16 protein-coding genes are annotated in these 16,152 nt (G+C 53.8%); 12 read left to right on the forward strand and 4 right to left on the reverse strand.

Translation table 11 applies throughout. The features are described 5' to 3' along the window. Positions 1 to 51 precede the first annotated feature (51 nt). A complete protein-coding gene (waaC, locus tag H3L94_RS11645) occupies positions 52 to 1,023 on the reverse strand; it encodes a lipopolysaccharide heptosyltransferase I (protein WP_182122116.1) in 972 nt (323 codons plus the stop codon). 57 nt (positions 1,024 to 1,080) lie between these two features. Here waaC and H3L94_RS11650 point away from each other — a divergent pair, with 57 nt between their 5' ends. Both H3L94_RS11650 and lpxC read left to right on the forward strand, forming a co-directional pair. Continuing rightward, the gene (locus tag H3L94_RS11650) at positions 1,081 to 1,218 is read left to right on the forward strand and encodes a hypothetical protein (RefSeq protein ID WP_009120144.1); all 138 of its coding nucleotides are present in this window, start codon (positions 1,081 to 1,083) and stop codon (positions 1,216 to 1,218) included. Between the two features lie 171 nt (positions 1,219 to 1,389). Further along, entirely contained in the window at positions 1,390 to 2,307 is a 918-nt protein-coding gene (gene lpxC / locus H3L94_RS11655; protein WP_182122117.1) for a UDP-3-O-acyl-N-acetylglucosamine deacetylase, read from the forward strand. A 68-nt stretch (positions 2,308 to 2,375) separates the two neighbouring features. On the opposite strand, the gene H3L94_RS11660 is transcribed toward lpxC, so the two are convergent. Then, complete coding sequence (locus tag H3L94_RS11660; RefSeq protein WP_182122118.1) at positions 2,376 to 3,125, reverse strand: dienelactone hydrolase family protein; 750 nt, start codon at positions 3,123 to 3,125, stop codon at positions 2,376 to 2,378. Between the two features lie 155 nt (positions 3,126 to 3,280). Here H3L94_RS11660 and H3L94_RS13120 point away from each other — a divergent pair. Further along, positions 3,281 to 4,220 (forward strand): IS630 family transposase gene (locus H3L94_RS13120; RefSeq protein ID WP_182122119.1). Its coding sequence is split into 2 segments (ribosomal slippage): positions 3,281 to 3,613 and positions 3,615 to 4,220, totalling 939 coding nucleotides; the frame shifts between segments, so codons are not numbered across the junction. A gap of 246 nt (positions 4,221 to 4,466) precedes the next feature. On the opposite strand, the gene H3L94_RS11670 is transcribed toward H3L94_RS13120, so the two are convergent. Next, a complete protein-coding gene (locus H3L94_RS11670) occupies positions 4,467 to 5,420 on the reverse strand; it encodes a D-2-hydroxyacid dehydrogenase (RefSeq protein WP_182122120.1) in 954 nt (317 codons plus the stop codon). Positions 5,421 to 5,561: 141 nt separating this feature from the next. On the opposite strand from H3L94_RS11670, the gene H3L94_RS11675 reads away from it, so the two are divergent. From H3L94_RS11675 to H3L94_RS11690, 4 genes are all read left to right on the forward strand, one after another. Next, positions 5,562 to 5,792: a DUF2061 domain-containing protein gene (locus H3L94_RS11675; RefSeq protein WP_040661143.1), complete on the forward strand. Its 231-nt coding sequence runs from the start codon at positions 5,562 to 5,564 to the stop codon at positions 5,790 to 5,792. Positions 5,793 to 5,875: 83 nt separating this feature from the next. After that, on the forward strand, positions 5,876 to 6,202 hold the full coding sequence (locus H3L94_RS11680) for an FKBP-type peptidyl-prolyl cis-trans isomerase (protein ID WP_009120138.1): 327 nt from the start codon (positions 5,876 to 5,878) through the stop codon (positions 6,200 to 6,202). A 134-nt stretch (positions 6,203 to 6,336) separates the two neighbouring features. Then, positions 6,337 to 8,190, forward strand: a complete 1,854-nt coding sequence (locus H3L94_RS11685) for a ribonuclease catalytic domain-containing protein (RefSeq protein WP_182122121.1) — start codon at positions 6,337 to 6,339, stop codon at positions 8,188 to 8,190. A gap of 266 nt (positions 8,191 to 8,456) precedes the next feature. Beyond that, a complete protein-coding gene (locus H3L94_RS11690; protein ID WP_182122122.1) occupies positions 8,457 to 8,999 on the forward strand; it encodes a phosphatase PAP2 family protein in 543 nt (180 codons plus the stop codon). Positions 9,000 to 9,166: 167 nt separating this feature from the next. Here H3L94_RS11690 and H3L94_RS11695 read toward each other — a convergent pair whose 3' ends face one another. Further along, positions 9,167 to 9,820, reverse strand: coding sequence for a DUF2238 domain-containing protein (locus H3L94_RS11695; protein WP_182122123.1), 654 nt, complete (start codon positions 9,818 to 9,820; stop codon positions 9,167 to 9,169). 310 nt (positions 9,821 to 10,130) lie between these two features. On the opposite strand from H3L94_RS11695, the gene H3L94_RS11700 reads away from it, so the two are divergent. From H3L94_RS11700 to H3L94_RS11720, 5 genes are all read left to right on the forward strand, one after another. After that, positions 10,131 to 11,879, forward strand: a complete 1,749-nt coding sequence (locus H3L94_RS11700) for a M48 family metalloprotease (protein WP_244958772.1) — start codon at positions 10,131 to 10,133, stop codon at positions 11,877 to 11,879. 97 nt (positions 11,880 to 11,976) lie between these two features. Next, positions 11,977 to 12,732 (forward strand): nitroreductase family protein, encoded by a 756-nt coding sequence (locus tag H3L94_RS11705; RefSeq protein ID WP_182122125.1) that lies wholly within the window; start codon positions 11,977 to 11,979, stop codon positions 12,730 to 12,732. Between the two features lie 111 nt (positions 12,733 to 12,843). After that, positions 12,844 to 13,107, forward strand: coding sequence for an acyl-CoA-binding protein (locus H3L94_RS11710; protein ID WP_009120131.1), 264 nt, complete (start codon positions 12,844 to 12,846; stop codon positions 13,105 to 13,107). Positions 13,108 to 13,283: 176 nt separating this feature from the next. Further along, positions 13,284 to 15,119: a glutamine--fructose-6-phosphate transaminase (isomerizing) gene (glmS, locus tag H3L94_RS11715; protein ID WP_182122126.1), complete on the forward strand. Its 1,836-nt coding sequence runs from the start codon at positions 13,284 to 13,286 to the stop codon at positions 15,117 to 15,119. A 112-nt stretch (positions 15,120 to 15,231) separates the two neighbouring features. Beyond that, positions 15,232 to 16,035, forward strand: a complete 804-nt coding sequence (locus tag H3L94_RS11720; protein ID WP_182122127.1) for a YoaK family protein — start codon at positions 15,232 to 15,234, stop codon at positions 16,033 to 16,035. Positions 16,036 to 16,152: the final 117 nt, after the last annotated feature.

The raw sequence follows: 16,152 nt of genomic DNA on the forward strand, positions 1-16,152 counted from the left end.
ATAATGCAAGTTTGCCCCATGAAAATGTAAACGTCGGCCGCCAAAACGCTTTCAGGTAGCCCCGCGCGTTTTTTCCGCTTCAGACAAAGCCGCAAAAACCTCATCGACAGCCGGAATTTTTCCAATACCGCCCAAATTAAAAGCCCAAGGTGAAGTTTGGACGCCGGTTTTCGCGGGATCGGTATCGGTATAAATCCCGATTAAGGGTTTGTCCAAACCATTGGCCAAATGCAGCAATCCGGTATCCACACCAACGACACCGGCCGACTGCTGCAAAACATAAGCCGTTTGCAATAAATCCAAACGCCCGCTTACCCAGGCGCCGGGAATCTTGTCTGCCAAACGCAGTGCCCGCTGGCGTTCTCCCTCGTTTCCCCAAGGCAGCCAAACACCTGCGCCGTCTTGCTCATGCAATTTTTTCAACAACGCAATCCAATGTTCTTCGGGCCAAAGTTTACTGTCTCGGCTGGTGGCGTGCAGGGCCACGCGGAAATGTTGCGGCAATTCGGAAACAATGGCATCAGACGGCAATTTTATGCCGAAATTGACTGCTTTATCGAAAGAATAGGAAAAAACCTTGGCGAACAATTCCCTGTTTCGCCAAACCGCATCGCGACCTTTGGCTACCTGAAAACCTTGTCGGTAAAACCAAGCGGCCATTCCTTCCCGAGCGCTGTGTTGATCAAACCCTTTTACGGGCGCCTTCGCCATGCGGGCAAACAAAGCGCTTTTCAATAAGCCTTGGCTGTCTAAAACAAAATCGTAGGCATTCGTTTCCAATGTTTGTTTTAAGGAATAAATTTCTCGGCGAACCGCTCGGTCAAACAGATTTTTCCGCCACATCCGCCAACCCATCGGAATCGTTTTCCGTACAAAGGGATGTAAACGGGGAATATCTGCAAAAGCAGTTTCCGTCAGCCAATGTAATTCAATTTCAGGCTGATGCAGGGACAAATCCTGTATTGCAGGCAAGGTATGAATCAAATCGCCCATACTGGACAAACGGACCAACAGAATTTTCATATGCAGATAAAATCAGTTTTCCAAACGCAAAATTATAGTTTTATTTAAGAAATAAAAATGATGAATTTAATGATAAGAGCAGGAAAATCTGTGGATTATTCACATAAGATTATGTTTAAAAATATATTTATTGATTTAAAACCTGTGATTTTGTTTGGGAAAACCAGAAGTATTGAAGTGGAAACCGGTAGATAAATCAGTAAAGCGTTTAACGGGATGTGGACAATTGCCTGCTAAAACATATCGTGGTAGCAAACCGATCGCTAGGCTACCTGAATTATAGGTAAATTTAATCAAACCCTCAGGCAAGCCGGAAACTTTTCACGTATGATTCGGCGAGATTAAAGTTATGCAGGAAAAATAACGATGCAACAACGTACTTTAGCCAAACCGGTCAGCGTTACCGGTGTCGGTTTGCATTCCGGAGAGCGGGTGGCTTTAACGCTTTATCCGGCAGCGGAAAACAGCGGCATTGCTTTCCGCCGCAACGATTTGTCCGGCGAGCAGGCAGAGATGATTGCCCTCAATCCTTATCTGATCAACGATACCCGTTTGTCTTCTACCGTGGTAACCGAACGGGGTGTGAGGGTGGGCACCATCGAGCACATTATGTCGGCTCTGGCGGCTTACGGTATCGACAATGTACTGATTGAACTGAATGCGCCCGAGATTCCGATTATGGACGGCTCGAGCCTGCCGTTTATCTATTTGCTGCAGGATGCCGGCATCGTCAATCAAAAAGCCGAAAAACGCTTTTTACGGATTCTCAAGCCGGTGGAAGTGAAAGAAACCGGCAAGTGGGTGCGTTTTTCGCCATACAACGGTTTCAAACTGAGTTTAACGATTGAATTCGACCATCCGGTGTTTAACCGCAGCCATCCTACTTTCGAAATCGATTTTGCCGGCGCTTCTTATATTGATGAAATCGCCCGCGCCCGCACGTTTGGTTTCATGCAGGAAGTGGAAATGATGCGTGCGCACGGTTTGGGCTTAGGCGGTAATTTGAATAATGCGGTGGTGATCGACGATCACGATGTATTGAACCCGGAAGGTTTGCGTTATCCTGACGAGTTCGTGCGCCATAAAATTTTGGATGCCATCGGCGATTTGTATATTGTCGGCGCGCCGATCATCGGCGCTTTTGAAGGCTACAAATCGGGCCATGCCATCAACAATGCCCTATTGCGGGCGGTATTGGCCGATGATGGCAGTCATGAATGGGTCACTTTCCCGCATAACGAAGGTTTGCCCGATGCTTTCCATGCCCTGCCTAAGGCGGCTTAAGGATTGGATTTGAACAAACGGCAGGCTACCTGAAAACATATTCAGGTAGCCTGCTGTTTTGCTTGCGTTTAAATGTTTTTTGCCAACCAATCCAACATATTTTGCCAAGCTTTGATGGCGGCGGTTTCGTGATAAGCCAAATCTACGCCGTTTTTTTCACCGTTGGCAGTGGCTTGCGGATTGGTGAAACCGTGTTTGGCATCCGGGAAAACATCTATTTGATAGATGGCTTCGGCAGCATCCATTTCTTCACGGAAAGCGTCCAAACTTTCCATACTCACCATGCTGTCTTGGCCGCCGTGCTGAACCAAGACTTGTGCTTTCACCATGCCGGGCATAGCGGGAATGGCCGGGGTCAGGTTGCCGTGGAAGCTGCATACCGCTTTGAGGTCTGCACCGCGTCTGGCCATGTCCAGAGCCACTTTGCCGCCGAAACAAAAGCCGATGGCGGCAATACGGTTTTCATTCACTTCGGCTAGGTTTTTTACCGCTTGCAGAGCCAAATTGGTGCGTTCAATCAAAGTAAGCGGATCGGCCAATAGAGCATTCCTATTTTCATTGGCTACGGCGGCATCGTCAGTCAATAAAGCCTCACCGTACAAATCCACCGTCATGGCTGCGTAACCTGCTTGGGCCAAACGCTCTGCACTGTGCTTGGCATGTTCGCTCATGCCCCACCACTCAGGAAAAACCAATACGGCAGACAAACCGCTTACTGCATGTTGGGGCAAACACAAGCGGCTTTTCAGGACAGTACCGTCATGAGCGGTATAAGCGAGTGTACGGCTGATATAAGGCAAACGATGTTCTGTGGTCATCAAATTTCCTTTCTTGTTTTATAGGATCAGATGGAGGCAGACCGATGGATTGTACGACAAAAAGAAAATTCAAATAAAAATGATAAGAAAAATATTAGAGCAACTTCGACTAAAAACGTTACATAATAGGTTTTTTCTGGCAGCCGGAGCATGAGATGCGCGCCTATTCGCAAGACCTGCGAGATCGAGTACTGAGAGCGCTGGAGCGCGGAGAGCGACCCAGCGCCATTGCCCGTCGTTATGAAGTCAGCCGCATGTGGGTATATCGGGTGCGTGATCGCTTCGAAAAAGAAGGCGAGCGCAGCAGCAGGCAGCAAGGCGGCAAGCGCATCTCCCGACTGGCGCCAGTAGAGGGCATGATCCGCGACTGGATCAAGGCCGATCCCGATCTGACCTTGGTGCAAATGTGCGAGCGTTTGGGCGAGCATGGCATCAGCATCAAACCCTCGGCCTTGTGGCACCAGCTCAACAAATGGCGGCTGAGCTTCAAAAAAAACGCTGCACGCCAGCGAGCAGGAACGTGAAGACGTGCAGCAGGCACGGGCGAGCTGGATACAGCAGCAGGCCCGGCTCGATGCCAGGCGCCTGGTATTTCTGGACGAGACCTGGAGCAGCACCTGCATGACGCCGCTGCGCGGGCGCGCCCCGCGCGGTCAACGCTGCGTGGCCAGCGCCCCGCATGGGCACTGGAAGACCAGCACCTTCATTGCCGCCTTGCGCTGTGATGCACTGACGGCCCCCATGGTGACCGATGGCCCCATCAATGGCGCCGTGTTTCTGGCGTGGGTCAAAACCTTTCGGTGCCCGACACTTCGCCCTGGCGACATCGTCATTGCCGACAACCTCTCCAGCCACAAAGTGGCGGGCGTGCGAGAAGCCATCGAAGGCGTGGGCGCCAGCATTCGCTATCTGCCGCCGTACTCGCCGGATTTGAACCCCATCGAGAAGCTGTTTGCCAAGTTCAAGGCGCTGCTGCGCAGGGCGGGCGAGCGCACGGTGGGTGCGCTGTGGCAGCGCATGGGGCAGCTGGTTGATTTGTTCTCGGCTCAAGAGTGTGCCAATTACTTCAAATCAGCTGGGTATGTAATGAATTAAATCGAAATTGCTCTAGAGATAATGATAATAAGCAAGCCGGATATTGGCAGATAAGTTCATTTTTTTAATGTAAATAAGCGTCTTACTGAAAAAATAAACTGTGCAAACCTTCTGTTTAAAAGGTGGAAAATTGTGGATAAGTTTTCTGCTTTGCCAAAAACCGTGGATAACCCGGCTTTCACAAACAGTGAATCGTCTGCTTTTCCTGTTCAGGTAGCCTGAATAGCGGAATTTTCCAAGCTTTGTTTACACCACGATGTTTTGTGCTTCTCCGCGCACAAAAGCCCGGATATTGTCGTTGAGCATTTCGAACAAACGCTGCATGGCTTCTTGGCTGCCCCAAGCCATATGCGGGGTAACGATTAGATTCGGCAGACGGGTGTTCAGCAGCGGATTGCCGTTTTTAGGAGGTTCTTCGCTTAAAACATCGAAGCCGGCACCGCCCAGCTGGCCGTATTTGAGCGCCGCCACCAAAGCCTGTTCGTCCACCAAACCGCCGCGGCCGACGTTAATCAGTATGGCCTGCGGTTTCATCATTTTCAGTTCGGTTTCCCCAATCATATGACGGGTATCTTCGTTGAGCGGACAATGCAGGGAAAGCACGTCCGCTTGTGCCAAAACTTCTTCAAATTTCAGGTAGCCAGGTCGGATGGCGCCTGCATGTTTGTGTTCGCCAAAAATCACCCGCATACCGAATGCTTCAGCGCATTGGGCCAAAGCCCGGCCGATTCCGCCGCGCCCGAATATGCCTAAAGTTTTTCCGTTTAAATCGCGCATGGGCGCACCGAAGTAAAAGGCATGGGGTGAGGAAGCCCACAGTCCGGCGGCCACGTCGCGCTGGTAGGCAGGCAATTGACGCATCAGGGCGATCATCAGCATGAAAGCGTGCTCGGCCACCGAATCGTTGCCGTAACCGCGGATATTGCATACCGTGATGCCCCGTTCGCGGGCGGCCTGGATGTCGATGTGGTCGTAACCGGTGGCCGCTACCGCAATCAGTTTCAATTGCGGATTGGCCGCCATGTGTTCGGCGGTGATGCTGACTTTATTGCTGATGGCGATGTGGGCGCCGGCTAAGTGGGCGTCGGTTTGTTCTGGGGAAGTGCTGGCATGTAGCACCAATTGATGAGGGAAATCAAGATGGTAATCTTGGTTGATTAAGGTGTCTTGATCCAAAGACACCACGGTCAGCGTCTGCATAAATTTCCTTTGACTATTTAAATTTTATTTCTGATAGATTTATTAAAACAAAGAATAGAAAATTCCAACTGTATTGCCGGTGGCGAAGACGGCATCATGGCGGCCGTAAATTATGAAAGCAATCATTCGGATAATCAATTTATGTTGAAAACTTTAACCTTCGCGGTTTTGCATTTCGGTGTGGCGTTTACCATTGCTTATGTTTTAACCGGCAGCATCGGCATCTCCAGTGCCGTTGCTTTAATCGAACCTTTGGCCAATACGGTGGTGTTCTATTTTCATGAAAAAGCCTGGCAGCGTTTCGGCAAAAAAGAACAGCTGGCACAAGCGGAGAAGCATCGTTTCCCCTTGCACCAATGCGTGGGTAATTGAGCCGGTATGAACAGATTCGGCAGCCGGGCCGGTTTGGGTTTATAATCGCCGCCGTTTGGTAAATCATTGTTTGGAGAAATCAGATGGATTTGATTATTGAAGATTTGCAAACCGGTAGCGGCAAAGAAGCGGTGAAAGGGAAAGACATTACCGTTCATTACACCGGCTGGTTGACCGACGGCAGCCAATTTGATTCCAGTTTATCCCGTAAACAGCCTTTAACCATTACCCTAGGCGTCGGCCAGGTAATCCGCGGGTGGGATGAAGGCTTTAGCGGCATGAAAGAAGGTGGTAAACGCAAGCTCACCATTCCGCCGGAAATGGGCTACGGTGCCCGCGGTGCAGGCGGGGTGATCCCGCCGAATGCCACTTTGGTGTTTGAAGTCGAATTGCTGAAAGTGCACGATTAAACCGATAAGGTTTCACGTGAAACATGATGGCCGGTTTTGTTTCCTACGGCCGGCCGGGCTTTATGCTAAAATCCGTATTTCTTTCAATTTCTTTCAGGTAGCCTGCTGAGGGCTACCTGAAACTGTTTACAGCAATGAATATTTTTTACGAAGAAAGCGGCCAGTTCAAAGTGGCTTCTGTGGTGCAGAAAAACGACAGCACTTACCAGGTGGATACGCAACACGGCAAACGAACCAAAGTTAAGGCAAACCATGTTTTTGTTGAGTTCGAGATGCCTTTGCAAGATTTTTTGGCTCGGGTTGAAGCCGAAGCGGCAGAAATCGACACCGACTTATTGTGGGAAGTATGTGGTGAAGAGGAGTTTTCCGCAGGCAGCATTGCCGAAGAATATTTCGGTCATCCGGCCAGCCAAATCGAATTGGCCGCCACCTTGATGGCTTTATATGCGGCCCCGATGTATTTCTATAAAAAAGCCAAAGGTGTGTTCAAAGCTGCTCCCGAAGAAACCTTAAAACAAGCTTTGGCCGCCATTGAGCGCAAAAAACAGCAAGAAGCGCAAATTGAAGCATGGGCGGAAGAATTACAAGCGGGCAGTTTGCCGGCCAGCGTTGCTGCGGATTTGAAGCAGATTCTGCATGCGCCGGACAAACAGTCCCTTACTTACAAGGCCTTTACCAAGGCTGCGGAGGCTTTGAAAATTTCCGCCTACCAATTGGCCAAACAAACCGGCGGCGTAACATCCGTGCCGCAATATTTGTTGGACGGTTTCACGGTTAAGCATTTCCCCAAAGGCACAGCGTTGCCGTCGCTTGAGATTCCGACTTATGCCGAATTGCCGGCGGCGGAAGGCGTCACGGCTTTTTCGATTGACGACGAGAGCACTACCGAAATTGATGATGCGTTATCTTTGCAAGATTTGGCGGGCGGCGGCAAGCGGGTCGGCATTCATATAGCGGTGCCGACTTTGCTGATGGCGGCCGACAGCCCGATTCAGGCGCTGGTGAACGAGCGGCAGAGTACGGTGTATTACCCGGGCGGCAAAATCACTATGTTGCCGGATAATTGGATTGCTGCTTTCAGTCTCGATCAAGGCGAACGCCCCGCCTTGAGCATCTATTTTGATGTGGACGAACAGTTTCAGGTAGCCTCGCCGAATATCCGCTTGGAGCGGGTGCAGATCGGAGCGAATCTGCGCATCCAGCAAATCGAATCTTTGTTTAACCGACAAAGCGGTTTGCAGGCCGAAAACGGGGAGCAGTTTGCCCATCATCACGATTTATGCTGGTTTTACCAATTTGCCCTCGCTTTGCAAAAACAGCGTAACCGCTATGATGCGGATCAGCCGCCCCAATACGACTACGGCATTGAGTTCGACGAAAACGGGCAGGTACGCATCAGCCGTCGCGAACGCGGTGCGCCGATCGATACCCTGGTTTCCGAAATGATGATTTTGGCCAACAGCACCTGGGCCAAAATGTTGGACGATCACGGCTTGCCCGGCTTGTTTCGTGTTCAGCCGACCGCCGGCAAGGTGCGCATGAGCACCAAATCCGAAGCGCATATCGGCATGGGCGTGCAACATTACGGCTGGTTTACTTCGCCTCTGCGGCGGGCGGCCGACTGCATCAATCAGCAGCAGTTACTCGGTTTGATCAGCGAACATTTCGAGCCGCGCTTTACGCATAACGACAGCATGCTGTTTGCTGCTTTGCGTGATTTCGATACGGCTTATGCCGCCTATGCAGACTTTCAGCGTCAGATGGAGGCTTATTGGAGTTTGGTGTATCTGCAGCAGCAAGGTGAGCGTGAGTTGCAGGCGGTATTGCTGAAAGACGATTTGGTACGGATTGAAGGCCTGCCATTATTGGGGCGCGCCGTCGGCATTCCGATCGATATTCCGCCAAAAACCCGCTTGAAATTGGGCATTACCGATTTGGATGCCGACAAACAGCTATTGGGGTTGAAATACCTAAACGCAGTGGTCTGAATATCAGGCTTGCCTTAATTTGACATCTTGAGTGGCTGAAGCGGGTGGGTCGGCAGATGGGTCGCCGCCTGTTTCAGCATTTTATTGGCTGGCCAGTTGTTATGCACGATCCGGGATTTTGTGCCGCTGATTTTTCTTTCGTTTGCCCTGCTTCTTTTTTTGCCTGCACTCAAGTAGACTATCGAATCTATTATGCTGAAACTGAAAGTCCGTTCTGATTCCAGTGGATGGTATGTTTCAAATCTATTTCAGTCCCGAATATCGCCGTGGATGCTTTGAATACTTTCAACCGTTGGCTGTTTCTGCAATTGAATGCAGACCATGATGCCCATACTGCTTACATTGTTTTTGCCGTTTTGTGCGCGGAATATTTGATTATTCTGTTTTTCCTGGTGTTGTTGGGCTATCTTTTGCTGCGACACCGGGCCAATCCGCAAGTGTGGGCTGCCTTAATTTTAAGCTTGGCAATCGGTGCCGCTGCTGCTTATCTGATTCGTAAAGGCTGCTATCATCCGCGCCCTTTCGCTTTGCCTTTGGGCACCAATTTTCTGCCCCACGAATGGTCCTCTTCATTTCCCAGCAAACACGTCACCGCCATTGCCACACCTGCTTTCAGTTTGTGCTGGTTAACGGCCACCCGTCGACTTGCCTGGTTTGCCGTGGTCAGCATGTTGTTGGTGGCATGGTCACGGATTTATTTGGGCGTGCATTGGCCAATGGATATTTTCGGTGCCTTTTTCATCGGATTAACGGCTGCTTGGATGGGGCAGGCCGCAGCGAAAAAATTACCGGGTAAATTATTTGCCTAATAGGCGCTTGCTTAGGGCGTGTTGCAGCACCCTAGTTGCGTTGCTATGCCTTGAACTGCATCCACATCTGAGGATTTTGTAAAGGTCTTAGTCTAGGGATAAAAACATTTCAGGTAGCCTTATAGGCTACCTGAAATGTTTTTCTTGCTACTGGCAAATAAAAAGAATCAGCCGTTTGAAACGGGGGAGGCGAGTTGTCGGTCTGGCCGCACCAGCAGATAAATCAGCAAAGCAGTCAGTGCGCCCAAAGTATCGGCCAGCATGTCTTTTTGTGCGTCCCAGATGTCGCCTTGCGAGCCGAGAAATTCAATACCTGCATTGCCGCCTTCGAGTACGGCATATTGCCACTCAATAATTTCATAGGCAGCCGCCACGCCCATGATGAAAAACAGCGAGAAGAAAAAAGCCAAGTGCATGCTGCAGGCGCGCCGCCGCATCAACCATTCGGCCATCGGATAGGCATAAAAGCCGATGATGTAGTGGCCCACGCGATCGAAATGATTGCGGCCTTCGCCCAATAGCGGCGACAGTAGCCGGTTGGCCCAATCAAACGGTACGTCGGCAAAAGTGTAATGGGCACCTACCGTATGCATCAGCAGCCAAAAACTCATCAAGACATAAGCCAAATTGCTGAAGCGGAAACGGCGGTAAGTCAGCAGCAGGGCACCGAATACGCCGAGAACCGGCAATATTTCGGCCCACCACACCGCACGGCTGGCGGGTTGGATGCCAGACCAAATCATGATTCCGGTCAGTAAGGCGGCCAAGGCTGCCGGGAGAAGGGGATTGGGGGAAGCAGTATCCGTATAACGATGGTCCATTTGCTTATTCTTTCTGGGTCGGGATGACGAAGCCATGATCGGGCAAGCGGTTTTCAGGTAGCCCCAAGCAGGGCGAAACAGGGGAAATAGAGGAAACAGAAGCGCGGGAGCCGAGTCGAAACCTATGCTCAAGCGCATCATACGCTTTATTGTACTTGGCCGCTTGATGCCTTTGCCAGCCCCATCTGCGGCGTATTTCCGTGTCGGTTCTACCCTAGGGTAGGTTTGCCCGTTTGGCCTTGGCCACGGCTTCGGTGATATGATGGGCCATTCCGTTTTGTGAGCTTTATCCGCCATGCGCTTCTTCAGAATGCAAGACCAAGCCCGTCGCCGCAGCAGGCGTTTAGTGGGCTGGTATTGCCTGGCTTTTGCCGGAACGGTGGCATCGGTCAGCGCAGTTCTGGGCACCCTGATCGCTTGGCTGTCGCCGCACGAGCAGCTGTGGTGGCATTATGCTTTGCCGGGCGCGCTGTTTACTGCGATGACAGTTGGCTTGAGCCTGCACCGCTTGCGGGAAATCGATGATGACGGATCTGCGGTGGCCAAAGCTTTAGGCGGCGAGCGGTTGCAGTTGCAACAGGCCCATTTTCTCGAGCGCCGGCTGCTCAATCTGGTGGCGGAAACTGCGGTGGCGGCGGGTTTGCCGCCGCCTCAGGTGTATTTGCTGCGCCGCGATCACAGCATCAATGCGTTTGCAGCCGGCCGCAGCCCCGAGTGTGCGGTAATCGGTGTGACTTACGGCGCTTTGGTGCAATTGAAGCGTGACGAACTGCAAGCCGTGGTGGCCCATGAATTCAGCCATATTCTCAACAGAGACACCCGGCTTAATCAACGCCTGAGCGGTTGGCTTTACGGCTTGCAGGGCATCAGCAGTAGCGGCCGTTATCTGCTGTACGGGCGAGATGACACCGCGGACGACTACCGCCGGCGTAAGAATGTAGATAACCATCCTTTCGACAATGCGGTGGAAATTTTTTTTCAAAGCCTGCCTTGGTATATACCCGGCGGCCTGTTGCTGGTTTTGGGGGCGGCCGGCAGTTTGTTTGCCTCTTGGGTGCAGGCAGCGGTGTCCCGGCAGCGGGAATTTTTGGCCGATGCCGCAGCGGTTCAGTTTACCCGTCAAACGGAACCCTTGGTCGAAGCCTTGCGCAAAACCGCGCTTGCCGGCGGTCACCGCCTGCATTCCCCCCATGCGCCCGAATATGCGCATATGTTGTTTGCCGGGCTGTCTTATGCCCGTTTGGTGGCCACCCATCCGCCGCTGCTTGAGCGCATCCGGCGGCTGGATCCAGTGGCGGCCCGCCGTTTGGCTCCCGAATTGGCCGAACACGATGCCGTTGTGTTCGCACACACGCCGTTTCACCGCTTGGCACCGCCCGGCCAGCCCTTGCCGGAGCATGCGCTGGCGGCCGAGCAAAAGGAAACCGAATACCGCCGCCGCGAAGCCATGATGCAGTCGCGCATCCGCCGCCACCGTGTGTTGCCCGGATTGAAGATGTTGCCGGCCGATTGGCAGGCGGCCGCTTATGACGGAGAACGAGCCACCGCCGCCCTTTTGTATCTGTTCCAAGCACACAGGCTACCTGAAAAGCTGCTGCTGGCAGCCGGCACCCCACTTTTTGTCCGGCAACAGTTGCGGCAATTGGCCAAAGCCACGCTGATGCCGGATGCCGAATTGCTTGAACATGTCTTGCCCGCCTTTGTGATGCAGCCGCCCGCTGCGCAACAGGCTGCCTTGGATCTGATCCGTATTGCTTTGCGCCGGCAAGTGCCCACAGCCGATACCGCCTATCTGTGGTTGCTGTTGAAAGCCTATCTGGCACCGTTGCCCCAGCCCGGTAGGCTGGCCGAGCACCCTGTCGCCGCCGGCTTGATCAAGGCCGAGCAATTGTCGGTACCCGAGCTGCAAACCGCTTTGAAAGCCGCTTTGCTGCTGAACGAACCAGGCAAAAACGCCTTATTGCAACCTTTGGCGCAGCGCCTGCCGGCCACCCATCCCCTGCTGTGGCGCCTGCTGTGCGTACGCTTGGACATGGCTTCCTGGCATTTCGGCGTGTGAAAGGCCCGCCGGTTTTCAGGTAGCCTGAGCCCTTTGTTGATCGGTAGGCTGCCGATGCGCCTTTTCCGAATATCTTCATTTCTACCGAGAGCCCGTGATGAATGCCGTAATCGATACCCTGTTGAACCACCGCACTTACCGTGAATTTGATCCGACCGCCGCCCTATCCGCCGAAGAAGTTTCTCTGCTGTTGGCGGCGGCTTGCCAGGCGCCGTCTTGGATGAACGGCCAGCATTACACCATTCTCCGCATCACCGATGGCGAATTGCGCGGGCGCATTGCCGCCGCCCAGCCGGCCAACCCGCAAATCGCGACGTGTGCCGAATATTGGCTGTTTATCGGCGATGCCCACAAAGCCGAACTGGCCAGCCGCGCTTATGCGGGCAGTTTTGCCGCGGTCGGCACGGTGGACACGCTGATTACCCTCACCACCGATGCCGCTTTGGCCGCCCAAAATGCCGCCACTGCTGCCGAAAGCCTCGGTTATGCCACCTGTTTTACCGGCGGCATCCGCCTGATTGCGCCCCAGCTCACCGAATGGCTGGCGCTGCCGCCGCATACCTTCCCGCTGTTCGGCCTGTGCATTGGCAAGCCCGCGGTAACCATGCGCCTGAAACCGCGCTTGCCGCGTGCCGCAGCGGTGGCGGAAAACCGCTACCCCGACGACGATACCTTGGCTGCCGCCTTGGCCGAATATGAAAGGGTGATGAGCGATTTTGGCGAGGCGCGCGAAAAGTTCCCCTACCGCGAAAAATTCGCCCGCTATTACAGCCGCGAATATGCGCCGGCCAATGCGGCTTTGCTGAAACGGCAGGGTTTGCTGACCCATCCCGACGGTTTAGACGGCGAATAAAACAACAGCCGCTGCTGTGTTTATGGAACATTTACCCGATTTTTCACATAGGCAAACCGGCGCCGCTGTGCTAAAAACCGTGTTTTCCTAACCCCCGCAAAGGAGCAAGCAATGAGCGATTTGAAACAGCAATTCGAACAAGCGCAACAAGACGTGGTCAGCCTGGCCGAACGCCCCGACAACGCCACCTTGCTGAAACTGTATTCTTTTTACAAACAAGCCACTGACGGCGATGTACAGGGCGACAAACCCGGTATGTTCGACTTGGTGGCCAAAAAGAAATACGAAGCTTGGGCCGGCTTGAAAGGCATGTCTAGCGAGGAGGCCATGCGCGCTTATGTGGCCGAAGTGGAACGCTTGATGAACGAAGAATAAAGATCTTCCGCATGCAACAGGCTACCTGAAAACTTTCAGGTAGCCTGTTTTCCGGCCGGCGGCTGGTTTGTTTGCCGCCGACTTGGTTACAATTCGCCCCGCCTCCGGCACCAACGCCGGGCGTATGCCGAACGTCGGCGCGCCCGTTCCCTCCAACCGATACTAAGGAACAGATTATGTGCGGTATCGTCGGCGCCATCCGCGCCCATCACAATGTCGTCGATTTTCTCACCGATGGCCTGAAACGCCTGGAATACCGGGGTTACGACTCTTCGGGCATTGCCGTCAACAGCAAAAACAAAATCAAACGCGTGCGCCGTGTCGGCCGCGTGGCCCTGATGGAAGAGGCGGCCAAAGAAAAAGGGCTGGCCGGCCACATCGGCATCGGCCACACCCGCTGGGCCACCCACGGCGGCGTCACCGAGCCGAATGCACACCCCCATATTTCCGGCGGCAACATCGCCGTGGTACACAACGGCATCATTGAAAACTTCGAAGAAGAACGCCGCCGCCTGCAGGATTTGGGCTATGTGTTCGAATCGCAAACCGACACCGAAGTGATTGCCCACAGCGTGGATCACGAATACCGGCAAAGCCAAGACCTGTTTGCCGCAGTGGCCGCCGCCTGCCGCCGTTTCCACGGTGCTTTTGCGATTGCGGTGATGGCGCAGGACAATGCCGAACACATGGTGGTGGCGCGCATGGGTTGCCCGCTATTGGTGGCCTTCGGCGAAGACGAAACCTTTATCGCTTCCGATGTTTCCGCCGTGATCGCCTTTACCCGCCGCATTGCTTATCTGGAAGACGGCGACATTGCTTTGCTGAGTGCCAAAGGCATGGAAAAACTGCTGGATAAAAACGGCCAGACGGCCGAGCGCAAGGTGAAGGTGTCCGAATTGTCTCTCGCTTCGCTTGAGCTGGGCCCTTACAGCCACTTCATGCAAAAAGAAATCCACGAGCAGCCCAAAGCGATTGCCGATACGGCCGAGGTGTTTTTGGACGGCGGCTTCGAGCCGGAGAATTTCGGCCAAAAGGCGCGCGCAGTGTTCGGCGAAATCGACAGCATCAAAATCCTCGCCTGCGGCACCTCTTTCTACTCGGCCTTGACCGCCAAATATTGGTTGGAAAGCATCGCCAAAGTGCCGGCCGACGTGGAAATCGCCAGCGAATACCGTTACCGCGACGTGATCGCCAACCCCAAACAGTTGGTGGTCACCATTTCACAATCCGGCGAAACGCTGGACACCATGGAAGCCTTAAAATACGCCCAGTCGCTCGGCCACCAGCACAGTCTTTCCATCTGCAATGTGATGGAATCGGCCCTGCCGCGCGAAAGCGAGTTGGTGTTGTACACCCGCGCCGGCGCCGAAATCGGCGTGGCCTCCACCAAGGCCTTCACCACTCAGTTGGTGGTGTTGTTCGGCCTGGCGGTAACCCTGGGCAAAATGCGCGGCCATGTTTCTTCCGCCCAAGCGCAGACTTATGCGGAAGAATTGCGCCAATTGCCCGGCAGCATCCAGCATGTGATGAATCTTGAGCCGCAAATTGCCGCTTGGGCGCAGAAGTTCGCCAAGAAAAACAGCGCGCTGTTCCTCGGTCGCGGCATTCATTATCCGATTGCGCTGGAAGGTGCGCTCAAGCTGAAGGAAATCACCTACATTCATGCCGAAGCCTATCCGGCCGGCGAATTGAAACACGGCCCGCTGGCGCTGGTGGACGAAAACATGCCGGTGGTGGTGATTGCGCCCAACGACAGCCTGCTGGATAAAGTGAAAGCCAATATGCAGGAAGTGGGCGCGCGCGGCGGTGAATTGTTTGTCTTTACCGACCTCGACAGCAACTTTCATGAAGACCAAGGCGTGCACGTGATCCGCACCCCGCGCCATGCCGGCGTGCTCTCGCCCGTGGTCCACACCATCCCGGTGCAGCTTTTGGCCTATCATGCGGCCCTGGCCCGCGGCACCGATGTGGACAAACCGCGCAATTTGGCCAAATCGGTCACGGTAGAATAAGCTGCCGTATCCGCTCAGAACCTGTTTACGGCCTTCTGGAACGGGGGCTTTCGGCAGGTTTCAAGGGCTGTCGCGAGACAGCCTTTTCCCGTTTCTTTTCAGGTAGCCTGTTATGACCCGGCCTGCTCACCGTTACCGTCTGTCTTTCTGGCAGACCGACAAACCCTATATCCACGAAAGCCCGGTTTCCGACATCCGCTTCCGTCTCTTGGGCGCCGTGATGGCTTTTCTGGCCGGCGCCATCAACGCAGGCGGATTTTTCGCCGTTGGCAGTTATACCTCGCATGTGAGCGGCGAATTGTCGCGTGCGGCGGATATGCTTTATCTGGGCGAGTGGCAGCTGGCGCTGACCGCCGCTTTGGTGGTGGCCGGCTTTATCGTTGGGGCCACCCACGGCAGCTGGATGATTTTGTGGGCCAAGCGGCAGCGTTTCCGCAGCAGCTACGGGCTGACCATGTGGCTGGAAGCCCTGTATCTTTTGCTGTTCGGCCTGATGGGCAGCACCTTGTCGGAATTCACTGTGTTTGTGCCGGCCACCCTGTTTTTGCTGTGCGCCATCATGGGCATGCACAACACCGTGATTTCCGTGCTCTCCAATGGCCAAATCCGCGCCACCCACATGACCGGCCATGTGACGGATATGGGCATTGAGCTGTCAAAAATGCTGTATTACCGGCACGACCGCAATCCGCGCCTGCCCGATGTGCGGGTGGACCGCACCAAATTCCGCCTGCTGGCCGGCATGCTGCTGGCCTTTGTGCTCGGCGGCATGGCCGGTGCCTGGGGCATTCACCACATGAGCTATCACTTTACCTGGCCGGTGGCGGCGGTGCTGTTTCTGCTTGGTTTCGGCTCGGTCGGCCACGACGTGCGGGTGCGCTTGGCGGTGTGGCTGCGGCGGCATAAGCGGCATTGAGCGCGGGCTGGCCGCCGGCAAACGAAAAGCTGCATTCTCGAGGGAATGCAGCTTTTTATTGTTTTCAGGTAGCTTGAAGATTGAGATATGACCGCTTCAGGCTACCTGAAAACCTGA

It is taken from the genome of Neisseria shayeganii (genome assembly GCF_014054965.1).
GTDB lineage: Bacteria > Pseudomonadota > Gammaproteobacteria > Burkholderiales > Neisseriaceae > Eikenella > Eikenella shayeganii.